This is a genomic window from Embleya sp. NPDC050154 (assembly GCF_044460165.1).
Classification (GTDB): Bacteria; Actinomycetota; Actinomycetes; order Streptomycetales; family Streptomycetaceae; genus Embleya.
Genome location: NZ_JBITJP010000005.1, coordinates 460,675 through 477,114 on the forward strand (window position 1 = coordinate 460,675; position 16,440 = coordinate 477,114).

A 16,440-nucleotide genomic window follows, 5' to 3' on the forward strand; every position below is an offset into this window, starting at 1 on the left:
GCATGAGTACCGAGATCACGAACGCAGAGGTCGAGGGCACTCCGGAGCTGGTGATCATCTCCGGCATGTCGGGTGCCGGTCGCAGTACCGCCGCCAAGGGCATGGAGGACCTCGGCTGGTTCGTGGTGGACAACCTGCCGCCGTCGCTGATCCCGGCGATGGTCGACCTCGGGGCCCGTACCCAGGGTGCGGTCGCGCGGATAGCGGTCGTCGTGGACGTGCGCGGTCGTACCTTCTTCGACGACCTGCGCTCGGCGCTGAGCGAGTTGGAGGCGGCCGGTGTGGTGCGGCGGATCGTCTTCCTGGAGGCCTCCGACGACGTCCTGGTGCGTCGTTTCGAGGGCGTGCGCCGGCCGCACCCGCTCCAGGGCGACGGGCGGATCCCGGACGGCATCACCCGCGAGCGCGAACTGCTGCGCGAGCTGCGCGGCGAGGCCGACCTGGTGATCGACACGTCCGACCTCAACGTGCACCAGTTGCGCGCGCGGATGGACGACCGGTTCGCCGGGTCCGGGGAGCCGCAGTTGCGGGCCACCGTGATGTCCTTCGGCTTCAAGTACGGCCTGCCGGTGGACGCCGACCTGGTGGTCGACTGCCGCTTCCTGCCCAACCCGCACTGGATTCCGGAGCTGCGTCCGCACACCGGCATGGACGAGGCGGTCAGCCGCTACGTGTTCGACCAGACCGGTGCCAAGGAGTTCCTGGACCGCTACGCCGAGCTGCTGCACATCGTCACCGAGGGCTACCGCCGCGAGGGCAAGCGCTATGTGACGCTCGCGGTGGGTTGCACCGGCGGCAAGCACCGCAGCGTGGCGATGGCGGAGCGACTGGCCCGCCGGCTCACCGAGGACGGTCTGGACACCGTGCTCGTGCACCGCGACATGGGCAGGGAATGAGCGGCCCCAAGGTGGTCGCCTTGGGCGGCGGACACGGGCTCTCGGCCTCGCTGGCGGCACTGCGCCGGCTCACCGACGACCTGACGGCGATCGTCACGGTCGCCGACGACGGCGGCTCCAGCGGGCGGCTGCGCAAGGACCTGGGCGTGTTGCCGCCCGGCGATCTGCGGATGGCGCTGGCCGCGCTGTGCGGCGACGACGAGTGGGGGGTGACCTGGAGCCGGGTCATCCAGCACCGGTTCCGCCGCGAGGGCGAGCTGAACGGACACGCGGTCGGCAACCTGCTCCTGGTCGGCCTGTGGGAACTGATGGACGACCCGATCGCGGCGCTGGACTGGATGGGGCGGCTGCTCGGCGCGCACGGGCGGGTGTTGCCGATGTCGGCGGTCCCGCTGGACATCGAGGCGGACGTGGCCGGGCACGACCCGGCCCGGCCGGACGAGGTGTCGGTGGTGCGCGGGCAGGCGCAGGTCGCGGTGACCCCGGGCGACGTGCGCGGGATCCGGCTGCTGCCGGGCGATCCGCCCGCCGTGCCGGAGGCGGTCGCGGCGGTTCGTGACGCCGATTGGGTGGTTGTCGGGCCCGGTTCCTGGTTCACCTCGGTATTGCCCCACCTGCTCGTTCCCGAGTTGGCGACGGCCCTGGTGGAGACCAAGGCCAGACGGCTGCTGGCGCTGAATCTGGCCCCGCAGCCGGGTGAGACGGCGGGCTTCTCGCCGCAGCAGCACCTGGAGGTACTGGCCGCGCACGCGCCGGGACTGACCTTTGACATCGTCCTCGGCGACCGCGACCGTGTGGAGGACGTACCGGGCCTGGAACGGGCCACGGCGGCGCTCGGTGGACACGTCCACTTGGCCCCCGTTTCGGCGGTCGACGGCTCCCCGCGACACGACCCCGAACGGTTGGCCGCAGCCTACGGCCGGATCTTCGTCGATCGTGAAAGGATCGCTCCATGGCGATGACGGCAGCAGTGAAGGACGAGCTCAGCCGCCTCCCGGTCACCCGGTCGTGCTGTCGCAAGGCGGAGGTCTCCGCGCTCTTGCGCTTCGCGGGCGGACTGCACATCGTGGGCGGGCGGATCGTCATCGAGGCGGAGTTGGACACGGCGATGGCCGCGCGCCGCCTGCGCAAGGACATCCTGGAGGTCTACGGGCACAGCTCGGACCTGGTGGTGGTGGCCCCCGGCGGGCTGCGGCGGGGCAGCCGCTACGTGGTCCGGGTCGCCGTCGGCGGCGACCAGCTCGCCAGGCAGACCGGCTTGCTGGACGCGCGCGGGCGCCCGGTGCGGGGTCTCCCGCCCCAGGTCGTCTCCGGCGCGACCTGTGACGCGGAGGCCGCCTGGCGGGGCGCGTTCCTGGCACACGGCTCGCTGACCGAACCCGGCCGTTCCTCGGCCCTGGAGGTGACCTGCCCCGGCTCGGAGGCGGCCCTCGCGCTGGTCGGCGCGGCCCGTCGGCTGGGCCTGGCGGCCAAGTCGCGCGAGGTGCGCGGCGTGGACCGCGTGGTGGTCCGCGACGGCGACGCGATCGGCGCGCTGCTCACCCGGCTCGGCGCGCACGAGAGCGTGCTGGCCTGGGAGGAGCGGCGGATGCGCCGCGAGGTGCGGGCCACCGCGAACCGGCTGGCCAACTTCGACGACGCGAACCTGCGCCGCTCGGCCCGCGCGGCCGTCGCGGCGGGCGCGCGCGTACAGCGGGCCCTGGAGATCCTCGGCGAGGAGGTCCCGGAGCACCTGGCCGCGGCCGGCAAGCTGCGGCTGGACCACAAGCAGGCGTCCCTGGAGGAGCTCGGCGGGCTGGCCGAGCCGCCGCTGACCAAGGACGCGGTCGCGGGTCGCATCCGTCGGTTGCTCGCGATGGCCGACAAGCGCGCGGGCGAGTTGGGCATGCCCGGCACCGACGCGGGCCTGTCGGTGGACATACTCGTGTCCTGATCCGGTCCCGACCGGCCCGGATGTGGACCGGCGCACCCGAAAACCACTCGAAGGCGTCGAACCGCGAGACGTAGGGTCTCCGGGTCGGCGCCTTCGTCCGTAGTCGGAGGGAGGCCGCACACGCGAGGAAGGAACCACCGCAGTGGACATCCGCACGATCGGCGAGGACGAGATCATCCCCTGGACCGACGCCGTCGGCATCGGTTTTCTCCGGGTTCCCGACGATGCCAAGGAGACTCGGGAGAAGCGGATCGAGCACTGGCGCGAGCGGGCCGACTTCGCCCGTACGCGCGGCGCCTTCGACGGCGGACGCTGTGTCGGTACCTTCCGTAGCTTCGCCACCGGTCTGACCGTGCCCGGCGGCGCGATCGTGCCGGTCTCGGCGATCACCAACGTCACCGTCTCGCCGACGCACCGCCGCCGAGGCCTGCTCACCGAGATGATGGGCCTGGACCTGGCGGACTCCGCCGCGCGCGGCGAGGCGCTGGCCATCCTGATCGCCGCCGAGTACCGGATCTACGGCCGGTTCGGCTTCGGAGCGGCCACCGAGTACCAGAAGCTGACCCTGGACGCGGTGCGCACCGACTTCGTGCCGGACGCGCCGGTGGAGCCCGGCGCCCGGATCGAGCTGGTCTCCGCCGAGGAGGTGGCAGAGCTGGGTCCGCCGCTGCACGAGGAGTTCCGCCCGCTGCGGCCCGGCGCGATCGGCCGCACCCCGCTGTGGTGGAAGATGTACACCGGTCTGGTCTCGTTGCCGATGAACCCGGTGCCGCCGCGCTTCCACGCGGTGTACCGCGATCCCTCCGGCAAGGTCGCCGGACTGGTGAGCTATCGCACCGACGACCACTGGGACGAGTTCGTACCCAAGGTCACGCTGACCGTGGACTCGCTGCTCGCGCTCACCCCGGCGGCGGAGATCGCGCTGTGGCGGTTCTGTGCGAGCGTCGACTACGTCGAGCGCATCGAGGGCCCCGACCGCAGTCCCGACGAGTTGTTGCCGATGCTGGTGCGGGACCCGCGGGCGATCACCACGCAGTCGCGCCGTGACTTCGTGTGGGCGCGGATCCTGGACGTGCCCGCCGCGTTCTCGGCCCGCACGTACGGCGCCCGCGACCGGCTCGTGGTCGAGGTGCGCGACGACATGGGCTACGCCGCGGGTCGGTTCGCGATCGACGGCGCGGCCGAGGACGCGCGATGTGTACCCACCGGCGACCCGGCCGACCTGGTCCTGGACGCCTCGACGCTGGGCGCGCTGTACCTGGGTTCGGGGTCGCCGGTACGGCTCGCCGTCGCCGACCGCATATCCGAGCGCACGCCCGGTGCGGCCGAGCGTGCCGAGGCCCTGTTGCGGACGCCGCGCGAGCCGTGGTGCCCCGACTGGTTCTGACCACAATGCGGGTTAGAAAGCGCGTAGCTTCGACCGAATATGACCGTCCGTCAGGTCTCGTGTACCACACGGTAGTTGCCGTAGCATGCGCAACACCCGGGCGCAGGAGTCACGTTCCGTCCCTTAGGTCGTGATTTCGCGCCGTCCCTATGCACGCCGACCACACGACTGGGGGGTCGATGAGGCGTCATCGTTCCAGGGGCACCACCACACGAGTCCGGATCGGAACGACGGGAATCGCGGCGCTCTCACTGGCGCTCGGTCTGTTGACCGCAGCGCCGGTGAGTACCGCGGCACCCGCCGACAAACCGGTCTCCTATCCCGAAGTGACCAGTGCGCCGCCGGAAGCGAAACTTCCTCCGGCGGGCGACAGCGGTCCGCAGTCCTATTCCGTCACGGCCGACGCCGCGCAGTTGAAGCAGATCTTCGACCTCGGCGTGGACCGACACGAGACCCAGGTGACCAAGGCAGCCGACGGCAAGGCCAAGCTGGACGTGGTCCTGGGGGATGCCCAGGCCGCCAAGCTGCGTGCCGCCGGCATTGCCCTGGAGGCGAAGTCCCAGGTCCAGAACCGGCAGGCCGCGCCCGCCGCGGCGGGCGTCTTCCGCAAGTACAGCGGCCCCGGCGGCCTCGGCGCGGAGCTGGTCCAGATCGCCAAGGACCACCCCGACATCGCCAAGACCGTCAGCATCGGCAAGACCGTGCTCGGCCAGGACATCCTCGCGGTCAAGGTGACCAAGAACGTCCGGACCAGCGCGGACGGATCCAAGCCCGGCGTGCTGTACATGTCCAACCAGCACGCGCGTGAGTGGATCACGCCGGAGATGACCCGCCGGCTCCTGCACCACTACGTGGACGGCTACGGCACGGACGACGAGGCCACCAAGCTGGTCTCGGAGAACGAGCTGTGGTTCGTGCTCTCGGCCAACCCCGACGGCTACGACTGGACCTTCCAGACCGGCCAGCGGCTGTGGCGCAAGAACCTGCGCGACAACAACGGCGACGGTGTGATCACCGCCGGCGACGGCGTCGACCTCAACCGCAACTTCGACTACAAGTGGGGTTACGACAACGAGGGTTCCTCGCCCGACCCGCTGAACGAGACCTACCGGGGCACCGCTCCGGCCTCCGAGCCGGAGACCCAGGCCATCCAGAACTTCGCCAAGCGCATCAAGGCGGAGTTCGTGGTCAACTACCACTCCGCCGCGCAGTTGATCCTGTACGGCGTCGGCTCGCAGGTGGCCACACCCAGCCCCGACGACGAGATCATGATCGCGCTCGCCGGCGACGACGAGCACCCGGCGGTCCCGGACTTCGACCCGGACCTGTCGGCGGAGTTGTACACCACCAACGGCGACACCGACGGGCAGATGAACGAGGCGTACAAGACGCTGTCGTTCACCCCGGAGATGTCCACGTGCGCCACGGCCGCCGGTTACCTGCCGGACGACCCGTACACGGTGGAGAACTGCGGCAGCATCTTCAGCTTCCCGAACGACGAGACGCTGGTCGGGATGGAGTACGCCAAGAACCAGGCGTTCGCGCTCTCGATCGCCAAGTCGGCCAAGGACCCGGACGACCCGATCTCCTCGGTCGGGCGCAAGGCCCCCGACCTGGTGGCCGACCGGTTCGCGCACTCCTACGCCGAGGACCACGACGACCAGACCGTCGCGGTGATCGCCAAGCGTGCGCTGACCAACCGCAAGCTCAACTACCGCGTCAACGGCGGCCCGACCAAGACCGCGGGCGTCAAGGAGTGGAAGGGCGGCAAGCGGTACGGCGAGCAGGGCTCGGACTACTACGCCGAGTACCGCGGCGACATCAAGAACGTGCGTACCGGTGACCGGATCGAGGTGTGGTTCACCGGCGACAAGGCCGGCACCGGCAAGGTGGAGAGCGATCGCTTCACCTTCACGGTGGAGAGCGGCATCGCCGAGAAGACCGAGACGCTGGTCCTGGCCAACGAGGACTACAAGGGCGTCAACCCGACCTACCCGCCGAACACGGTCGGCCCCAAGTACGCCCGGCAGTACGTGGACGCGCTGGCGGCCAACGGCATCAAGGCGGCGGTGTACGACGTCGACAAGCTCGGCGCACCGCATCACCTCGGCGTGCTCTCGCACTTCAAGGGGGTGTTCTGGTACCTCGGCGACAACCGACTGACCCAGGACGCGGCCCGGGAGAACACCGACTTCTTCGGTGAGCCGGTCCAGGACGCCCAGGTCACCCCGGTGGTCCAGGACGTGACCATCAACGTGCGCGACTTCCTCAACGAGGGCGGCAAGCTGGCCTTCCTCGGCGAGACCGCGGCCTACTACGGTCCCCTGCGCAGCGCGGCGGGCGGCGGCATCTACTACGGCCTGAACGGGCACCCCGACCAGCCCTGCAAGGTCACCGCCGACGCGGCCGGCGACTGTCTGATCGTCTCGGACGACTTCAGCCAGTACTGGCTGGGCGCGTACGACCGGTCGGCGACCAACGGCGCCACCGGCGTGGTCGGTTCGGCCCCGCCGCTGCAGGGTGTCGACAAGCCGCTGCCGGGCACGGCGAGCAACCCGCTGAACGAGGCGGGCGGCTTCCTGCCCACCAGCGCGATCCTGACGCCGGAGCAGTTCCCGATGTTCGACAGCCGTTCGGTGGCGACCTACTCGGGCAACACGTCCGGGCCGTACTCGCCGGCCGAGGGCTCGTGGTACATCAACGGCCTGCACTCGGACAACGCGTACAAGCGACTGACCCGCACGATCGACCTCACCGGGGTGTCGGCGGCGGACGCGGCGAAGCTCACCGCGCAGTTCTCGTACGACACCGAGCGCGAGTGGGACCACGCGATCGTGGAGGCCCACACGGTCGGCGCCGACGACTGGACGACGCTGCCAGACCTCAACGGCGCGACCAGCACCAGGCCGCCCACCTCCTGTGAGGGTGGCGACTTCGTCCGGACCCACACGCAGTTGCGGCACTACCTGACGGTGACCACCCCGAAGTGCCTGAGCACCGGCACCACCGGCGCGTGGAACTCCTTCACCGGCAACTCGGGTGGCTGGAAGCCGGTCGCGTTCGACCTGTCCGCGTACGCGGGCAAGAAGATCGAGGTCTCGATCTCGTACGTGAGCGACTCGAACACCGGTGGCACCGGCCTGTTCGTGGACGACACCAAGGTCACCACCAGCGCCGGCGTCGTGGACGCCGAGGGCTTCGAGACCGGTCTGGGTCCGTGGGCCCTGGCCGGCCCGCCGCCCGGTGACCTCGCGCTCGTCGGCTTCAGCCGCAGCCAGGCCGCGTTCGGTTCGTCGGTGATCGCCACCGACGACACCATGCTCTTCGGCTTCGGCCTGGAGCAGTTGGCCTCGGCCGAGGACCGCAAGGTGGTCGTCGACCGGATCCTGCGGGAGCTGTACAAGTAGGAGCCGATGAACACGATGTGCTGATCGGCGAAAAGCGGTAGCCAAACGATGGCCCCCGGCGGAGACTCCTCCGTCGGGGGCCATTAACGTCTCTGCGCACACGCGAGTTCCCGCGTGTGCGAGTTTTTATTCGGGGGGAATCACCTTGAGCAACAACGCGCCCGGCCCCTGGGGGCCGCCGCAGGGGCAGCCCGGCCCGGGGCAGTGGGGGCCGCAACCGGGCCAGGGGCAGTGGCAGCAACAGCCGGGTCCGCCCGGGCCGTTCGGTCCCGGTCCGTACGGCGGCCCGCCGCCGGTGCCGCCGCGCCGGCAGGGAAAGCCGGGCCTGGCCGTCTTGGCCGGAGTCGTCGCGATGCTGCTGGCCGCCGGGCTGTACGGCGTGATCACCGCGAAGGCGGGCATCGAGAGCAACTGGTTCGGTCTGGGCGTCGCGGCCCTGATCGCGTTCGTGCTCGGCCGAATCGGTGCCGCCGATCCGGTGCTGCCGTTCGTCGGTGCCGGACTGGCGATCCTGGGCGTCGCGCTCGGGCAACTCACTCAGATCACCATCGACGGCGCCGACAGCCTGGACATCTCGGTGCTCACCGCAGTGCGCGAATTCAGCAACGAGATCTTTCGGGAGTGGAAGGACGAACTTGGGTTCTTCGACGTGCTGATCTACGGTTTCGCGCTGTTCGGCGGCTTCGGTATCACCAAGACCGTCGGCGAGAAGTGACCGCGATATCGAGCGCCCGTTGATCCGTTTTTGTGATGGTCCGTACGGCTCCGGGCGTCTTGTGCAGCAAGCCTGCGTGGAGGTGCCCGGGGCGTCACGGTAGGGTCGGACATGGCCGGGGATATCGCAGATTCCACTGACCATCTCCTCGGCCATTCACCATCAGGGCATTCGGCGTTCGACAGAGGAGATCGGTTCGTGACGATCCGGGTAGGCATCAACGGATTCGGCCGTATCGGCCGCAACTTCTTCCGCGCGGCGCTGGCCTCGGGCGCGGACTTCGAGATCGTCGGGGTCAACGACCTCACGAACATCGCGACCCTGGCCCACCTGCTGAAGTACGACAGCATCCTCGGCCGGATCGGCCAGGAAGTCACCTACACCGACGACGCGATCACCGTCGGCGACAAGACCTTCAAGGTCATCGCCGAGCGTGACCCGGCCGCGCTGCCCTGGGGCGAGCTGGGTGCGGACATCGTGATCGAGTCCACCGGCATCTTCACGGACGCCGAGAAGGCCAAGAAGCACATCGAGGCCGGCGCGAAGAAGGTCATCATCTCGGCTCCGGCCAAGAATGAGGACGTCACGATCGTGATGGGCGTCAACCACGAGAAGTACGACGCCGCCGCGCACACGATCATCTCGAACGCCTCCTGCACGACCAACTGCGTCGCGCCGATGGCCAAGGTTCTCCTGGAGAACTTCGGCCTGGTCAAGGGCATGATGACCACGGTCCACGCGTACACGAACGACCAGGTCATCCTGGACTTCCCGCACTCGGACCTGCGCCGCGCGCGGGCCGCCGCGACCAACATCATCCCGACCTCGACCGGTGCCGCCAAGGCCACCGCCCTGGTCATCCCCGAGCTCAAGGGCAAGCTGGACGGCATCGCGATGCGCGTCCCGGTTCCCACCGGCTCGGTCACCGACCTGGTCGTCGAGCTGGAGCGCGAGGTGACCCGCGACGAGGTCAACGCCGCCTTCCAGAAGGCCGCCGAGGGCTCGCTCAAGGGCTACCTCACCTACACCGAGGACCCGATCGTCTCCTCGGACATCGTGACCGACCCGTCCTCGTGCACCTTCGACTCGGGCCTGACCATGGCCCAGGGCAAGCAGGTCAAGGTCGTCGGCTGGTACGACAACGAGTGGGGCTACAGCAACCGCCTGGTCGACCTGGTCGGCTACATCGGTGGTCAGCTCTGAGGGTGCGGTACACGCACCGATAACGCTTGACGATGCGGGCCCGGGTGACACGTCGTCACTCGGGCCCGTTTCTTGCGCTACCCCACCCGTTTCTTCGACATCCGAGGACGAGTCGAACTTGAAGACCATCGACGACATCGACGTATCCGGTAAGCGCGTCCTGGTGCGCGCCGACCTCAACGTCCCGCTCGACGGCGGACGTATCACCGACGACGGCCGGATCCGGGCGAGCGTGCCGACCATCAAGGCATTGGTCGACCGCGGCGCCAAGGTGATCGTGTGCTCGCACCTGGGTCGGCCCAAGGGCGCTCCCGAGCCCGCGTACTCGCTCGCGCCGGTGGCCGGGCGGCTGGGCGAACTGCTGGGCGCCGACGTGGCGTTCGCGACCGACACGGTCGGCGAGAGCGCGCAGGCCACGGTCGGCAAGCTCGCCGACGGCCGGGTCGCGCTGCTGGAGAACCTGCGCTTCAACCCGGGCGAGACGGCCAAGGACGACGCCGAGCGCGGCGCCTTCGCGGACCGCCTCGCCGAGCTCGCCGACGTGTACGTGGGCGACGGCTTCGGTGCGGTGCACCGCAAGCACGCCTCGGTGTACGACGTGCCGGCCCGACTGCCGCACGCGGTCGGCGGCCTGATCGCCACCGAGCTGGACGTGCTCAAGCGGCTCACCGACGACGTGCAGCGTCCGTACGCGGTGATCCTGGGCGGCTCGAAGGTGTCCGACAAGCTCGGCGTCATCGACAGCCTGCTGGACAAGGCGGACCGGATCCTGGTCGGCGGCGGCATGGTGTTCACCTTCCTGGCCGCCCAGGGCCACGAGGTGGGCAAGTCGCTGCTGGAGAAGGACCAGCTCGACCGGGTCCGCGAGTACCTCGCGCGGGCCGAGGCGAACGGCGTGGAGTTCGTGCTGCCGGTCGACGTGATCGCGGCCACCGCGTTCGCGGCCGACGCGGACCACGCGGTGGTGTCCGCCGACGCGATCCCGGCGGACCGGCTCGGTCTGGACATCGGCCCCGCGTCCGGCGAACTGTTCGCGGACAAGCTCGCGGACGCGCAGACGGTCTTCTGGAACGGCCCGATGGGCGTGTTCGAGATGGAGCCCTACAGCCACGGCACCCGCGCGGTGGCGCAGGGCCTGATCGACTCCGACGCGTTCACCGTGGTCGGCGGCGGCGACTCGGCCGCGGCCGTCCGCACGCTGGGCTTCGACGAGAACGCCTTCGGTCACATCTCGACCGGCGGCGGCGCGAGCCTGGAGTACCTCGAAGGCAAGTCCCTGCCCGGCCTCGAAGCCCTGGAGGGCTGAACCCGATGTCTGCCGTCAAGAACAACTCCGGTCGCACCCCGCTGATGGCGGGCAACTGGAAGATGAACCTGAATCACCTGGAGGCCATCTCCCTGGTGCAGAAGCTCGCCTTCACCCTGAACGACAAGGACTTCGACCGGGTCGAGGTCGCGGTGCTGCCGCCGTTCACCGACCTGCGCTCGGTGCAGACCATGGTCGACGCGGACAAACTCCGGTTCACCTACGGCGCGCAGGACATCTCGCAGCACGTGGGCGGCGCCTACACCGGCGAGATCTCCGGCGCGATGCTGGCCAAGCTCAACTGCACGTACGCGCTGGTCGGGCACTCCGAGCGGCGGCAGTACCACGCCGAGGACGACGCGCTGGTGAACGCGAAGGCGCACGCGGCGTACCGCAGCGGCCTGGTGCCGATCGTCTGTGTCGGCGAGGGCCTGGACGTGCGCAAGGCGGGCGAGCACGTGGCCCACACGCTCGCGCAGGTCGAGGGCGCGCTCAAGGGCATCACGGCCGAGCAGGCCGAGTCCGTGGTGATCGCGTACGAACCGGTCTGGGCGATCGGCACGGGCGAGGTGGCCACTCCGGAGAACGCGCAGGAGGTGTGCTCGGCGATCCGGGGCAAGCTCGCCGAGCTGTACACGCCGGAACTCGCGGACCGGGTCCGGGTGTTGTACGGCGGTTCGATGAAGCCCGGCAACGTGGCGGGGCTGATGGCGCAGCCGGACGTGGACGGCGGCCTGGTCGGCGGCGCCTGCCTGGCGGCCGAGGAGTTCGCGCAGATCGTCCGCTACCAGGAGCAGAAGGCCTAGCGGTCGCGCGCTCGCGGGTGACCCGCGGTGGAGGCCCGGAGCGGGAGATCGCTCCGGGCCTCCGCCATGTCCCAAGGCGCCTGTTCGGGACCGTCCGGGGCGTCCGCACGGGTTCGCCGGACCGTCCGCGATCCGGCCGCCGGCCGGAATCGCTCGTTCCTCATAAACCACACGTAAGTATTTCCAATCCGCTTGCCCCTCGCGTAACCGGTACCTGACCATAAGTCATCGCCAAGTGGCCGGTAGTCGCCCCTCCAAGGCGTTTCGGTCGGCCGACCCCAGGGGGTCCGGGTGTCATTTCCAGACATGTCCAGAACAGGGGATACCGGAGCGACGCGGTATCTGTGCACGGGTGCGGAGATCGACGAGCGGTTCGCCGCCCGGGTGATCGAGGAACTGTGGGAGAACGCCCACCGCGACCGGGCGCCGTCCTACGGATACAACGAACAGGCGGTCCTGGAACACGCGTTGGCCGCTCGACGGCGGCGGATCCTGCGCGATGTGATCGCGTTCCTGGTGCCCGCGGTGATGTTCCTGATCGGCTTCGGGTTCGCGCCCGGCTTGTTCTGGCTCGCGATCGTGGTCATCGTCGGGCTGCTGACGGTGCGCACCGGGGTCGCCGGCGGCGGTGGCGTCCGCGACTTCCGGACCCGGGCCGCGGCGCAGGTGTCCTGGGTGGCGGCGTTGCTGTTCGGGTTGATGTTGTACGTCGCGGGCGGGGAGGGCGGCTTCCCGTCCGGCGGCACGCTGGCGGCGACGGTGTTGCCCACCTACGCGGTCGTGGTGTTCGTGGTGTGGATCGAGCGCATGCAGCAGCGGGCCACCGTGGTCACGGACCTGGGGCCGGGGCGGACCTGGATGCCGGCCGAGCCACCGGCCGGCGACGCGGCGCCGGTCCCGCCGGGAACCCTCCAGGGGGCCCTGGCCGAGGTGTTGCCGCCGCGCCCGACGCACGCGCCGGTGGGCGGCTCGGTGGGGACGCTCCCGACCGGCCCGCCGATTCCCTCCACGGTGCGCTACAGCGGATACCTGCCGTTCGTCGGCGCGGGTGAACTGGTGGAGAGCTGGACCTTCCCGGTCGAGTTGCGCGGCGCGGAGCCCTCGGTGCTGGAGGCGGCGCGCCCGTCCGGCGGGACGAAGGCGTTCACGCCGTTCACCGTCGAGGAGTTGACCAGCGCCATCTGCGCGTCGTTCGAGGAACTGGCCCGGTCCGAGGAGGGCCGGCACCGGTTGTCCGGACTGAACGTGCAGATGCACGAGTTCAGCAGCGGGGTGACCGGCGGCGCGGTGCCGCCGCCGGCCGAGGCCACCCGGCGGTACCTGTGCGTGCGGGTGGGCACGTGGTCGCAGGAGGTGGTGGTCTCGGTACTGATCCGCTTCACCATGGACGGCCGACTGCTGTACACCGAACTGCACGAGTTGGTGCTGCCGCCGATCCGGCCGGACTACCACGTGGCCGACGAGTGGCTGCACACCGCCGACGCGGCGACGTTGTGGGGCGCGTTCGGCCGTTCGCTGGTGGATGCGCCGGGGCTGATGGTCTCCTCGGCGGGTCGACTGATGCGGGTGTGGGCCTCGTGGTGGCGCCGGTCGGGCAATCTGCGCGCGGCGGAGGAGCGCGCGGCGCGCAACCTCCCGGTGGACCGGGGTGCCCGGGCGTCGGTGCGAGAGTTGGGCGCGTCGGCGAACTACGCGACGTTCTTCCAGAACTCGGACGCGGAGAAGTACCTCAAGCTGATCGAGCGCAAGTTCACCGTGTTCGTGCTGGACTTCCTCCAGCGCCGGCACGTGGACGTGACCGAGTATCGGCAGCGCAACGAGCTGGTCCTGAACAACGGCGTCATCCAGCACGTCTCGGGTGATCTGAACAACAGCGGCGCGATCGTCGCCGGGCGGGGCAATCAGGCGTCCGTACGGGGTTCCGGTGCGGCCGGATCGGGCGCACGATCGACACCGGGAGGTACCACGTGAACGATTCCGCGTCGCATGCCGACGAACCGGACGAGAACGAGGACGAGCCGCGCGGCAACGACGGGATCAGCCTGTCGGGTGGCCCGGTGACCAACACCGGCGCGATCGTCGCCGGTGGCGACAACCGCGTCGCGGTGCGTCGTACCGGCTCCGCGCGCGGGTCCCGCGGCACCGATCCCGGGCACCCGCTGACCAGCACGGGTGCGCTGGTCGGCGGCACCGGCCACGACGTGGAGGTCGAGGACACCGGCGACGTGGATCCGGCCGCTCCGGAGCCGGCCGGCGATGCCGGGCAGGAGCCCCGAGGGCACGGGTCGCCGGGGGAGGGGTCCGAGCCCGGTCGACCGTAATAGTATGATCCGCCGGATTAGCCGAAGGGGCGCACGGCTCCCACATGCGGGGCGCGGCAGCGTACTCTGTCCGATGGCCGGGAATCCTCGGCCCCCGCGTTCCGCCAGAAGGAGTTGGGCCCGGCCGTGGTCACCGGTTTCTCGATCGCCCTGATCGTCTTCAGCCTGCTCATGGTGCTGTTGGTGCTGCTGCACAAGGGCAAGGGCGGCGGCCTGTCCGACCTGTTCGGCGGCGGCATGTCCTCCTCGCTCGGCGGTTCGTCCGTCGTCGAGAAGAACCTCGACCGCATGACCATCATCGTCGGTGTGTGCTGGTTCGTGACGATCGTCGTACTCGGTCTGCTGCTCAAGAACACGTACTGACAGCGCCGGTTCGGCCGCTGTTTCCACCCGCGCGGTGGCCTTTCTGACGGACTGTCGGAAAAGGCCCACCGCTCGGTTCAACCTTGCGCGGGGCGCACGTACACTGGACGCCAAGCCGCGCAACGGGGGCGCGACCTCAAGGACCAAGGGGAGTTTTTACCGTGGCAAGTGGCAACGCCATCCGTGGGAGTCGGGTCGGCGCCGGCCCGATGGGGGAGGCAGAGCGCGGCGAAGCAGCCCCACGTCTCCGTATTTCTTTCTGGTGCGCGAACAAGCACGAGACGCAGCCGAGCTTCGCGACCGACGCTCAGGTCCCCGAGACGTGGGACTGCCCCCGCTGCGGCCTGCCCGCCGGGCAGGACCAGCACAACCCGCCGGACGCCCCGCGTACCGAGCCCTACAAGACGCACCTCGCCTATGTGCGCGAGCGTCGCAGCGATGCCGACGGCGAGGCGATCCTCGCCGAGGCACTGGCGAAGCTGCGCGGCGAGCTCTGAGTTTTCCGCGCCTCGACGAGTCGGCACGTCGGCGAGTCGCGAGGAGTCGGTGAGTCTCGACCCACACGTACGGCCGTAGGCCGTCGTGGGTGAGCCGCCGGGAGCGGCGATACACCTTCGGGTGCGTCGCCGCTCCCGGCGGCTCTTTTGTCGTGCGCCTTCGTCGTGGGCCGCAGGGGCGCCGCGCGAGGTCAGTCGTGGACGGGCAGCGCCTCGCGGGGTTCGGGGCGGTGCTGCACCTGGCGGCGGTTGGCCTGCTGTGGGAGCGGGCGTTGGCCGCGTTCGATCCAGGCGGGCAACTCCTCGCCGGTGGCCGCGATCCAGCGGTTGCGGACCGCCTCCGGGTCGGCGCGATGCGCTCGGACCAGGGTGTCACCGGCCAGGTCGGAGACCCGGTCCAGGTTCAGCGCGGTGCCCACGCCCAGTGCCGCGGCAAGGGGTGGGACGGCGTCGGCGGGCCGGCCCGCGGCGACCAGGACGATGCCGTACAGCGCGTAGGTGACCGGGACTTCGGGGCGGCGGGCCAGCACCGGGTCGGCCCTGACCCGTCGGGCTCGCAGCCGGACCGCCTCCTCCAGCGCGTCCACCGCCTCGTCGTGCGCGCCGCCGGCGCTGTGCAGCAGGCCCAGGCTCTGCAGGGACGCGGCGAGTTCGTCCTCGCGGCGGCCGGCCGGGGCGTGCTCGGCGCCCGCGTGGCCCCGGCGGACCTCGACCGCGTCGGTGGCCAGCGCGATCGCCTCGGGACCTCGGCCGAGCCGGGCGAGCAGGGTCGCGTGGCGCAGCAGTACGGCGGCCTGGCGGGCCTGCGGGGGGCCGATCCCGAGCAGCCGTTCGGCCTCGGTGAACGCGGCTAGCGCGGCCTCGGTGCCTCCGGTGGCGGCCAGTCGACCGGCGAGTTCGTCCAGTGACATGGCCAGTTCGGCGCGATGTCGCTCGGGCGCCTGGGCGGCGAGCGTGCGGAACACCTGGACCGACTCGCGCAGCGCGCCCAGCGCCGCCGACTCGTCGCCGTGGTCGCCGAGCCGCGCGCCGAGTTCGCGCAGCGCCACCGCGAGCAGCGGGCGGTGTGCGCGGTGGTCGAGCGCGGCCAGTCGGCGGGCGTGTTCGGTGGCGCTGGTGGCCACCTTGACCGCGTCCTCGGCCCGGCCGTCGGCCGCCAGCACGGCGGCGAACGCGCGCAACCCGCCGACCAGCGCGGGACCGTGCCGGTGGTGGTCCTTGCCGGCCAACGCCCCCAGCATCCGCACCGCGGCGCGGGCGGGTGCCGCCGCGTCCGCGTGCCGGCCGGCCCGGGTCAGTTGCTGTGCCTTCTCGGTGAGCATCCGTGCCCGGGTGGCCTCGGCGTCGTCGGACTCGGCCGGCGGGCCGGTGCCGCCCGGCGGATTCGATTCCGGTTCGGCCGGATTGTGTCCCTCGCGGCGGGCGAATTCGGCGAAGGAGGGCGCGGCGGGCGGGGTTTCGGGCGTGGCACGGCCCGGACACGGCGACGCCTGCTCGCGCCGGTGCCGGTATTCCTCCAGGTGACGCTCATGGCGCCGCAGCCATCCGAACCGCACGGGTCCCACCTCGCCTCTGGTCCCGAAGACCTCCGCGTGACGCTATCGCG

The 16,440-nt window shown here is 70.6% G+C and carries 14 protein-coding genes; 13 read left to right on the forward strand and 1 reads right to left on the reverse strand.

Translation table 11 applies throughout. The features are described from left to right. Nucleotides 1-2: 2 nt before the first annotated feature. From rapZ to ACIBSV_RS14100, 13 genes are all read left to right on the forward strand, one after another. Nucleotides 3-896 (forward strand): RNase adapter RapZ, encoded by an 894-nt coding sequence (gene rapZ / locus ACIBSV_RS14040; protein ID WP_395862574.1) that lies wholly within the window; start codon nt 3-5, stop codon nt 894-896. After that, a complete protein-coding gene (yvcK, locus tag ACIBSV_RS14045; protein WP_395862575.1) occupies nt 893-1,858 on the forward strand; it encodes a uridine diphosphate-N-acetylglucosamine-binding protein YvcK in 966 nt (321 codons plus the stop codon). The genes rapZ and yvcK overlap by 4 nt, the downstream gene beginning before the upstream one ends. Further along, a complete protein-coding gene (gene whiA, locus ACIBSV_RS14050) occupies nt 1,849-2,829 on the forward strand; it encodes a DNA-binding protein WhiA (RefSeq protein WP_020553580.1) in 981 nt (326 codons plus the stop codon). Before yvcK ends, whiA begins: the two co-directional genes overlap by 10 nt. A gap of 142 nt (nt 2,830-2,971) precedes the next feature. After that, nucleotides 2,972-4,216: a GNAT family N-acetyltransferase gene (locus ACIBSV_RS14055; protein ID WP_395862576.1), complete on the forward strand. Its 1,245-nt coding sequence runs from the start codon at nt 2,972-2,974 to the stop codon at nt 4,214-4,216. 281 nt (nt 4,217-4,497) lie between these two features. Continuing rightward, nucleotides 4,498-7,623 carry a M14 family zinc carboxypeptidase gene (locus ACIBSV_RS14060; RefSeq protein ID WP_395862577.1) on the forward strand — a complete coding sequence of 1,042 codons (3,126 nt, stop codon included), beginning with the start codon at nt 4,498-4,500 and terminating at the stop codon, nt 7,621-7,623. Nucleotides 7,624-7,768: 145 nt separating this feature from the next. After that, a complete protein-coding gene (locus tag ACIBSV_RS14065) occupies nt 7,769-8,338 on the forward strand; it encodes a hypothetical protein (protein WP_395862579.1) in 570 nt (189 codons plus the stop codon). Between the two features lie 198 nt (nt 8,339-8,536). After that, nucleotides 8,537-9,541, forward strand: coding sequence for a type I glyceraldehyde-3-phosphate dehydrogenase (gap, locus tag ACIBSV_RS14070; RefSeq protein WP_020553576.1), 1,005 nt, complete (start codon nt 8,537-8,539; stop codon nt 9,539-9,541). Nucleotides 9,542-9,659: 118 nt separating this feature from the next. Beyond that, nucleotides 9,660-10,847 (forward strand): phosphoglycerate kinase, encoded by a 1,188-nt coding sequence (locus ACIBSV_RS14075; RefSeq protein ID WP_395862581.1) that lies wholly within the window; start codon nt 9,660-9,662, stop codon nt 10,845-10,847. 5 nt (nt 10,848-10,852) lie between these two features. Further along, nucleotides 10,853-11,653, forward strand: coding sequence for a triose-phosphate isomerase (gene tpiA, locus ACIBSV_RS14080; protein WP_395862583.1), 801 nt, complete (start codon nt 10,853-10,855; stop codon nt 11,651-11,653). A gap of 306 nt (nt 11,654-11,959) precedes the next feature. Beyond that, nucleotides 11,960-13,624, forward strand: a complete 1,665-nt coding sequence (locus tag ACIBSV_RS14085) for a hypothetical protein (RefSeq protein WP_395862585.1) — start codon at nt 11,960-11,962, stop codon at nt 13,622-13,624. Continuing rightward, the gene (locus tag ACIBSV_RS14090; RefSeq protein WP_395862587.1) at nt 13,621-13,974 is read left to right on the forward strand and encodes a hypothetical protein; all 354 of its coding nucleotides are present in this window, start codon (nt 13,621-13,623) and stop codon (nt 13,972-13,974) included. The genes ACIBSV_RS14085 and ACIBSV_RS14090 overlap by 4 nt, the downstream gene beginning before the upstream one ends. A 126-nt stretch (nt 13,975-14,100) precedes the next feature. Beyond that, the gene (gene secG / locus ACIBSV_RS14095; RefSeq protein WP_026218871.1) at nt 14,101-14,337 is read left to right on the forward strand and encodes a preprotein translocase subunit SecG; all 237 of its coding nucleotides are present in this window, start codon (nt 14,101-14,103) and stop codon (nt 14,335-14,337) included. Nucleotides 14,338-14,546: 209 nt separating this feature from the next. After that, complete coding sequence (locus tag ACIBSV_RS14100; protein WP_020553570.1) at nt 14,547-14,834, forward strand: RNA polymerase-binding protein RbpA; 288 nt, start codon at nt 14,547-14,549, stop codon at nt 14,832-14,834. 191 nt (nt 14,835-15,025) lie between these two features. Here ACIBSV_RS14100 and ACIBSV_RS14105 read toward each other — a convergent pair whose 3' ends face one another. After that, nucleotides 15,026-16,390, reverse strand: a complete 1,365-nt coding sequence (locus ACIBSV_RS14105) for a tetratricopeptide repeat protein (RefSeq protein WP_395862589.1) — start codon at nt 16,388-16,390, stop codon at nt 15,026-15,028. Nucleotides 16,391-16,440: the final 50 nt, after the last annotated feature.

Excerpts from the sequence above, each read along its gene's own strand:
- rapZ (WP_395862574.1), top strand. The coding sequence starts at position 3 with ATGAGTACCGAGATCACGAACGCAGAGGTCGAGGGCACTCCGGAGCTG.
- yvcK (WP_395862575.1), top strand. The coding sequence starts at position 893 with ATGAGCGGCCCCAAGGTGGTCGCCTTGGGCGGCGGACACGGGCTCTCG.
- whiA (WP_020553580.1), top strand. The coding sequence starts at position 1,849 with ATGGCGATGACGGCAGCAGTGAAGGACGAGCTCAGCCGCCTCCCGGTC.
- tpiA (WP_395862583.1), top strand. The coding sequence starts at position 10,853 with ATGTCTGCCGTCAAGAACAACTCCGGTCGCACCCCGCTGATGGCGGGC.
- ACIBSV_RS14085 (WP_395862585.1), top strand. The coding sequence starts at position 11,960 with ATGTCCAGAACAGGGGATACCGGAGCGACGCGGTATCTGTGCACGGGT.
- ACIBSV_RS14100 (WP_020553570.1), top strand. The coding sequence starts at position 14,547 with ATGGGGGAGGCAGAGCGCGGCGAAGCAGCCCCACGTCTCCGTATTTCT.